Source organism: Streptomyces sp. x-19 (assembly GCF_046549115.1).
Lineage (GTDB): Bacteria > Actinomycetota > Actinomycetes > Streptomycetales > Streptomycetaceae > Streptomyces > Streptomyces albulus_C.
Genome location: NZ_JAJPWK010000036.1, coordinates 42,418 through 49,642 on the forward strand (window position 1 = coordinate 42,418; position 7,225 = coordinate 49,642).

At 68.6% G+C, this 7,225-nt stretch carries 3 protein-coding genes and 1 pseudogene; 3 read left to right on the plus strand and 1 reads right to left on the minus strand.

From position 1 onward, the window contains the following. Window positions 1–4: 4 nt before the first annotated feature. The 3 genes from eccD (at window position 5) to eccCa (ending at window position 6,655) form a co-directional block, all read left to right on the plus strand. Window positions 5–1,360, plus strand: coding sequence for a type VII secretion integral membrane protein EccD (gene eccD, locus ACLJT4_RS39080; protein ID WP_411129812.1), 1,356 nt, complete (start codon window positions 5–7; stop codon window positions 1,358–1,360). Window positions 1,361–1,738: 378 nt separating this feature from the next. Next, window positions 1,739–2,644, plus strand: coding sequence for a MinD/ParA family protein (locus tag ACLJT4_RS39085; protein WP_411129813.1), 906 nt, complete (start codon window positions 1,739–1,741; stop codon window positions 2,642–2,644). A gap of 36 nt (window positions 2,645–2,680) precedes the next feature. Further along, the gene (gene eccCa / locus ACLJT4_RS39090; RefSeq protein ID WP_411129814.1) at window positions 2,681–6,655 is read left to right on the plus strand and encodes a type VII secretion protein EccCa; all 3,975 of its coding nucleotides are present in this window, start codon (window positions 2,681–2,683) and stop codon (window positions 6,653–6,655) included. A gap of 452 nt (window positions 6,656–7,107) precedes the next feature. On the opposite strand, the pseudogene ACLJT4_RS39095 reads toward eccCa, so the two are convergent. Next, window positions 7,108–7,225: pseudogene (locus tag ACLJT4_RS39095) on the minus strand (IS5/IS1182 family transposase); the annotation flags it as partial.

The following is a 7,225-nucleotide window of genomic DNA, read 5'->3' on the forward strand; positions in this document are numbered from 1 at the left end:
GTAAGTGGTGAGCAGAGCAACGACTTCCCAGGCGCAGCTAAGCCGAGTGACGTTGGTGGGCGAGCGGCGCCGAGCCGACGTCGTTCTGCTCTCTGACACGCAGATCGGGCAGCTGCTCCCGGACGTCCTTCAACTGCTGGACGACCGGCCTGCGTCGCAGCCGATGAGCCGGCAGTTGATGACGTCCGACGGGTCCGTCCTGCCGCACGACAGCACGCTGGCGTCCGCCGGGATCACCGACGGCGCTGTACTCCGGCTCGTCAGGATGCACTCTGCGCCGCCCGCCCCGGTAGTGCACGACGTCACTGACCAGGTGGCTGACGATCTTGACCTGCGGGCTTGGCGCTGGCGTCCTGCTGCGCGCCGGGCCAGCGCGGGCGTGGCGGCCATCGCCTTCATGGTGGTCGCTGCGCTGCTAGCTCGCAGTGAGTTCGCACTCGGTGCCCTGGCCGCTGTTCTGGCGGCCGTCACGGTCGTGCTTCTGATGGCTGGTTCGCTCGTCGCCAAGATCGGGGGCGGTAACCGGGGCCTGGCGACGGCGCTCCTGCTTGCCTCCGGTGGGCTTGGGGTTCTCGCCGCGTGGACGGCCGCTGATGCGTACGGCTGGCCGGGAGCGGCGCGGCTCGCTGCGGTTGCGGGCGCGACGGTTGTGACGCTTGCCTTCCTCGGCTACTTTTCGCCGCTTGGTAAGGGTGGGCTCGTCGGGGCTGCGACGACCGGTGTGCTCGCCATCGCATGGGAGGCCGTTGCCGCTGTTCAGAGTGATCTGTCCCGGCTCGGCGCGGTGATGGCAGTCGTCTCGCTGGTGCTGCTCGGTGTGCTGCCGCGGCTTGCTCTGATGGCATCGGGGCTCACCGCGCTCGACGATGGCCGTGCGGGCGGCGTCTCTGTCAGCCGATACCAGGTGGGCACCGCGCTGGCGGCGACGCACCGCGGTCTTGCCCTATCGACGATCGTCACCGCAATCTCGGCGACCTTCGCCGGCTGGCTGCTCACCCAGGCCGAGAAGCCGACCGTGTGGACCGTGGCCTTGGGATCGCTCGTGATTGTCGTGCTGGTGTCGAGGGCGCGGGCTTTCCCGCTGGTCGCCGAGGTCGTGGCGCTCCTTGCCGCAGCGTCGTGCCTCATCGTGCGTCTGGTGGTGTTGTGGATGGAGCGCGCAGGGGGCGCTGGGCCGCTCGTCGTGCTGTGCGTGGCAGCGGTGCTGCCGCTGCTGGTCTTGGCGGTGGAGCTTCCCGAGCATTTGCAGGTGCGGCTACGGCGCGTGGCTGATCTGGTCGAATCCGTGGGCATGGTGGGTCTCTTCCCGCTCGCCTTCGGTGTGTTCGGTGTGTACGGGCAGCTGCTCAATCAGTTCTGAGTTGAAGTGCAGGCGCTCCCGGGCGGGGCAGCAGGGTAGGGGTGAAGGGCAGGCGTGCCGAACGGAAACGGCTGGCAGGGCGATGTGCTGCGCGACGTGACAGCCGGCGCCCAGCAGGGAGCGCAGTGGTCCGGCGAGCAGGCGTACCGCAGGTCCGCTCAGGGTACGGGCCTGCCGGCACAGAGCTCCCAGGTGTCGGACGGTCCTCATGGGGGAGGTACGCCCCAGGTCGGCTCCCCATACCAGGGGCACCAGTACCGGGAGCAGCAGGCAGGCCACCAAGGCGGCTGGCCACAGCACGCTGGGCACCAAGGGCAGCAGACTCCGGCTGCATCCCCCCAGCAACACGTGCCCCACAACGTCCCCGGATCCCGGCCCGTGGTGGACGAAAGCCTGGCCAGCGCGGTACGGCGCAAGCCGGTGCGCGGTGAGTCGTTCGCCGCGCGTGCGGCACGCGCGCTGCGTCACACGCTCTCCTCATCGGCCGCGCACGAGGTCGCCCAGATCACCCACACCGCGGAGGCGCTTCAGCGGCCCGTGACGACCGGCCGGCAGATCGCCGTCACCTCTATCCGGGGCGGCGCCGGGAAGTCCACCGTAGCCGCGCTGCTCGGCACCACGTTCGCGCACTATCGGCAGGATCCGGTCCTGGTTCTTGAGGCCGATCCGGCGCTGGGCTCGCTGCCGTTGCGGCTGGGTGTCCAGACACTGCGCTGGACCACCAGCGATGTCGCGGACATCGTCAAGCCGGACATGTCGCTGCTCGACATCACCGGCTACCTCGTCCAGCTTCCCAACAACGCCTGGCTGCTGCCCGCCAGCCTGGGTCAGATCGGCGCGATGCTGGACAGCGGAGCGTACGAGCGGGCTGTGGTGGCATTGCGGCGCTACTTCGGTGTGATGGTCATCGACTGCGAGACGCTGCCCGCCGAAGTCGCCCGGGTCGCGCTCGCTGCCGCCCATGGCCGCGTTTTGACCACCCCGGCCACGCCGGAAGGCATCACCAGCACGTACTCCGTGCTGCAGTGGATGCAGGAGTTGCCCCGGCACGTGATCGCCGGCACCGTCGTCGTGCTCACCGAACTGGTGCCTCACCAAGGAGTTGACCTCGACGAGGCCGCCCAGCAACTCAGGTCCACTGGGGCAAGTGTCCAGGTTCTGCCGTATGACCGGCACTTGGCGGCCGGCGGCCCGGTCCACACCGAATTCCTCGCTCCGCCGACCAGGCAAGCCGCCGCGCGCATTGCCGCGGATGTCTTCCAGCTCTCCCAGAAGCGTTACTGACCCGATGCCGTGCCCGATCGTGAATGACGGACGACGATGAGTACCCGACTGATCCACCGCCCGGCCAGGACCACCCGGCCTCCAGCCGCCTCCGAGGCGCGCATCATCGAAGCCCCACCCAACCTCCCCGAAGGGAAGGCGGGCAACATCGCGATGTCGCTGCTGCCCGTCGCCGGCGTCATGTCGTCCGTGGTGATGATGACGGTCGTGCGCAACAGTCAGTTCGCCGGGCTCGGCGCGATCATCCTCGTCGTCACCATCATCGGCTCCGTCGCGCTCGTCTTCTCGCAGCGTGGCAAGGCGCAGCGCACCCGCCGCACCCAGCGCGAGGCATACCTCGCCTACCTGGAGGACCTGCGCGAGGAGCTTGCTGCCCAGGAACGTGAGCAGCGCGAACACGCCGATGTCCTCAACCCGCCGCCACCCGCCCTCTACGACGTGGTGCGGGATCCGGCGCGCCTGTGGGAGCGCCGCCGCACCGACGGCGACTTCCTGCGCGTGCGCGTCGGCACTGGCGAGATGCCGGTGCGCGATTTGAAGATCGCTCAGCAGGGTTCGTCGGTCCTTACCCCGCCCGACCGGTTCATGCTCAACGAGACGTCGGCGCTGATAGCCCGCTTCCGCACCGGTACCGAGCTCCCGCTCACCGTCCCGCTGGACCGTGTCGGCAACATCAGTGTCATCGGCCCCCGCGAGGATTGCCTGCGCGTGGCGCGGGCCCTGCTCGTGCAGACCGCTGCCATGCACGCCCCCGACGACGTCGCAATGGCCCTAACCGTGCCCGAGGGTCAGCTCGCCGACTGGGAGTGGGCCAAGTGGCTGCCGCATCTCCTCGACACCGAGCAGCTCGATGGTCCCGTCGCCGCCCGCCGTATCGCCCCGTCCACTCTCCAGCTCGCGCGGCAGCTCGGCCCGGAACTGCGACGCCGCGCTTCCTATGCAGCCGAGGTGCGCCGCGGTCTGTCCGGTAACGACGCCCTGTCGATGACGTCCCGGCTGCTCGTCGTCGCCGACGGCCACGGCGAGGACGCCGTCGAACTGCCGCGCCCCGACGAAGCGGTCGGCCTGCGCGAGATGGGCGTCACCGTCCTGCATCTGCTGGAACAGCGGGTCCAGGAGCCGGGACATGTCGGCGTCCGGATCACCGTCGACAGCGATCAGGTATTCATCGAGGACCTGCGCGGGCAAGAGCCGGTCACTGCCCACGGCACTGTGGGCGAGGTCAGCATTCCGTTTGCAGAGGGGCTGGCTCGGATGCTGGCGCCGCTGCGCCTGTCCGCCGAGTCACTGGTCGATGCTCCCCTGACCGGGCCAGTGGACTTCGCCGGCCTGCTCGGCATCGACGACGTAGCGCACCTTGACCTCTCGCACCTGTGGGCACCACGGAGCGAACGCGCCTTCCTCCGCGTGCCCATCGGCCTCAACGACTCCCACGAGCCCGTGCTCCTGGACCTGAAGGAGTCCTCCGAGCTGGGCATGGGCCCGCACGGTCTGTGTGTCGGCGCCACTGGCTCGGGGAAGTCCGAACTCCTGCGTACCATCGTCCTCGCTCTGGTGGCCACGCACCCGCCGGAAGTCCTCGCCCTGGTCCTGGTCGACTACAAGGGCGGTGCGACCTTCGCGCCGTTCGCGGACCTGCCGCACGTCGCCGGCGTCATCACCAACCTGGAGAACCAGGCCGGCTTGGTCGAGCGGGTCCATGCCTCGCTTGCCGGTGAGGTCAAGCGCCGCCAGCAGGTCCTCAAGGACGCGGGCAACATCGCCGACATCGGCCACTACACCGCACTGCGCGCCAACGGGCGACCCGAACTGGAGGCCCTGCCACACCTCTTCGTGGTCATCGACGAGTTCGGTGAACTGCTCACCGCCAAGCCGGACTTCATCGACCTGTTCCTGTCCATCGGCCGCATCGGCCGCTCCATCGGAGTGCACCTGCTGCTGTCCAGCCAACGCATCGAAGGCGGCCAGCTCAAGGGCCTGGACACCTACCTCTCCTACCGGCTCGGCCTGCGCACCTTCTCCGCCGACGAATCCCGCACCGTCCTGGACACCACGGACGCCTTCCACCTGCCGCCGATCCCCGGCTTCGGCTACCTCAAGGTCGACACCAGCCACTACGACCGATTCAAGGCAAGCTACGTCTCCGGCGCCTACCGTGGCTCGGTGCAACGCGAGGGGGACGAGGACACGGGCCCCCTCGCCCTCCCCTACGACACCTTCAACACCCTTACCACTGCCGAGGATTCGGGTGATCAGGAGGAGGTGTTGCGGCGCCGGGAGATGGGGCCGACCGAACTGGGCGTTGCGGTCGAGCAGCTGACCAACGCCTCCGGTGCGGTGCGCCGCATCTGGCTGCCCCCGCTGCCTGACGCGATCGCCCTGGACACCGTCGCAGGCCCCCTGAACGTCAGCACGCGTGGTACGCAGCTCGCAGGGCGCCGCGGCCCCCTTGAGATCCCTCTCGGCCTACTGGATGACCCGGCCAAGCAGTGGCAGGGCCAGTGGTACCTGGACCTCACCGTGGCAGGCGGCCACGCCGCCGTCATCGGTGGGCCGCAGTCCGGCAAGACCACGCTCCTGCGCACCCTCGTCCTCTCGCTCGCGCTGACCCACACCCCACGCGAGGTCGGCATCTACGGCCTTGACCTGGTCGGTGGCGGACTCCACGCCCTGGCGGGCTTGCCACACGTGGGTGGCATCGCGAGCCGTGCCGATCGCGAGCGCGCTGCACGCACGGTCGAGGAAGTACGGAGCATGCTCGCAGCCAGGGAGGACCTCTTCCGGGAGCATGGCATCGACTCCCTCTCACAGCTGCGCGACCTGCACACCGCGGGCCGACTACCCCAGCTGGCCTCCGCCGAGATCGTGCTCGTCATCGACGGCTTCGGCGCGCTGCGCGACGACTTCGAGCAGCTCGACGATGACGTCGCCGACATCCTCAAACGCGGCGGCGGGTACGGCATCCACGTGGTGGCGGGCATGCTCCGCTGGAACGACGCCCGCATCGCAGTCCAGTCCAACTTCGGCACCCGCATCGAGCTGCGGCTCAACGACCCCAGCGAATCGTGCATCGACCACAAGCTCGCCGCGACGCTTTCGCCCGACGAGCCCGGTCGTGTCCTCACCGATCGCAAACTCTTCGCACAGGTCGCCCTGCCCCGTACCGACGGACTCACCGATGCCGCCAACGTGGGCACCGTTGTGGAGCGATCGGCCCGGACGATCCGCGCCACCTGGAGCGGTGACGTGGCCCAGCCGGTGCGAGTGTTGCCGCACATTCTGGAGCCCCACCTCCTGCCAGGGCCGGTCGCCGAACCCCAGCGGGTGCCCATCGGCCTCGACCAGGCGGCGCTCCAGCCTGTTCTGCTCGATCTGTTCCAGCATGACCAGCATCTGCTGATCATGGGCGACAGTGAGTGCGGCAAGACGAACCTGTTGAAGACCATCGCCAGCGGGCTCATCGAGCGGTACAGCGAGGACGAGCTGGTCTTCGCCGTCATGGACCCCAGACGCTCCCTGCGCGGCGCGGTCCCCGAGGAGTTCAACGGCGGCTACGCGTACAACGCCAAGCTGTGCGCGGGCCTCGCGCACAGTATCGCCGACGTCCTGGGCAAGCGGCTGCCCGATGACAGCGCGCGCCTGGAGGACCTGGAGCCCGGTAGCTGGGGCGGCGGTCCGCGGATCGTGGTCCTCGTCGACGACTACGACGTGCTCACCACCGCCGGCCAGGAACCTCTCGCCCCGTTCCTGCAGTACATCCCCTCCGCGGTGGACATCGGCCTCCACTTCGTCCTGACCCGCCGCGTCGCAGGCGCCTCCCGTGGCCTGTACGAACCCCTGGTCCAGAGCCTGCGCGAGTCCGGCTCCTCAGCTTTGGTCATGGCGGGGGACCGCGGCGAGGGCCAGCTGTTCCCCGGCGTGTACGCCTCCCCACAGCCAGCAGGCCGCGGTGTCCTTGTCCGCAGGGGCCACTCCAACCGCCTGATCCAGACCGTGCACTGCCCCGTGTAACCGGCTGACCTGTCCCATAGAACCGCGCCCCTTCTCTCCAAGCGAAGCCTGCGGACATTGGCTCACCCACGCCAGCCACCTCTACCCCGACGGCTGTATCGACAAGGGCAGGCAGATCCGCACTATCGGGGTTCGGATCCGTTCCGACCAGCAAGGACTGGCGGCGGTGGAACGCTGTCAAAGAGTTGCTATGCCCTGCGGGCTTCGGAGTCGTTGCGACCTTCAGCGTCGAGGCGGAAGACGAGGCCACAGCCCTCTGGTTTCCATGCCCTGCGGGCCTTCGGAACCGTTGCGACTTGCGATCGCCCGCTCCACCTGGATCGACGAGATCGAGCTTCCATGCCCTGCGGGCGTTCGGAACCGTTGCGACGCTGTGTGAGCTGCGAGTCTAGCGGTTCGTTGGCAGGCCCGGAATCAAGAACCCATGGGAGATATCACCTGTCTAAGAGGTCCTAACAAAGGCGTTGGACGTGTCTGTAGGTGATGAGACATGTAGCGAGCCCGAGGAAGGCTTCGTGGATGTCGTCCCGTCGCTCCCACCGGATGCGCAGGCGTCGGAAGCCGTGCAGC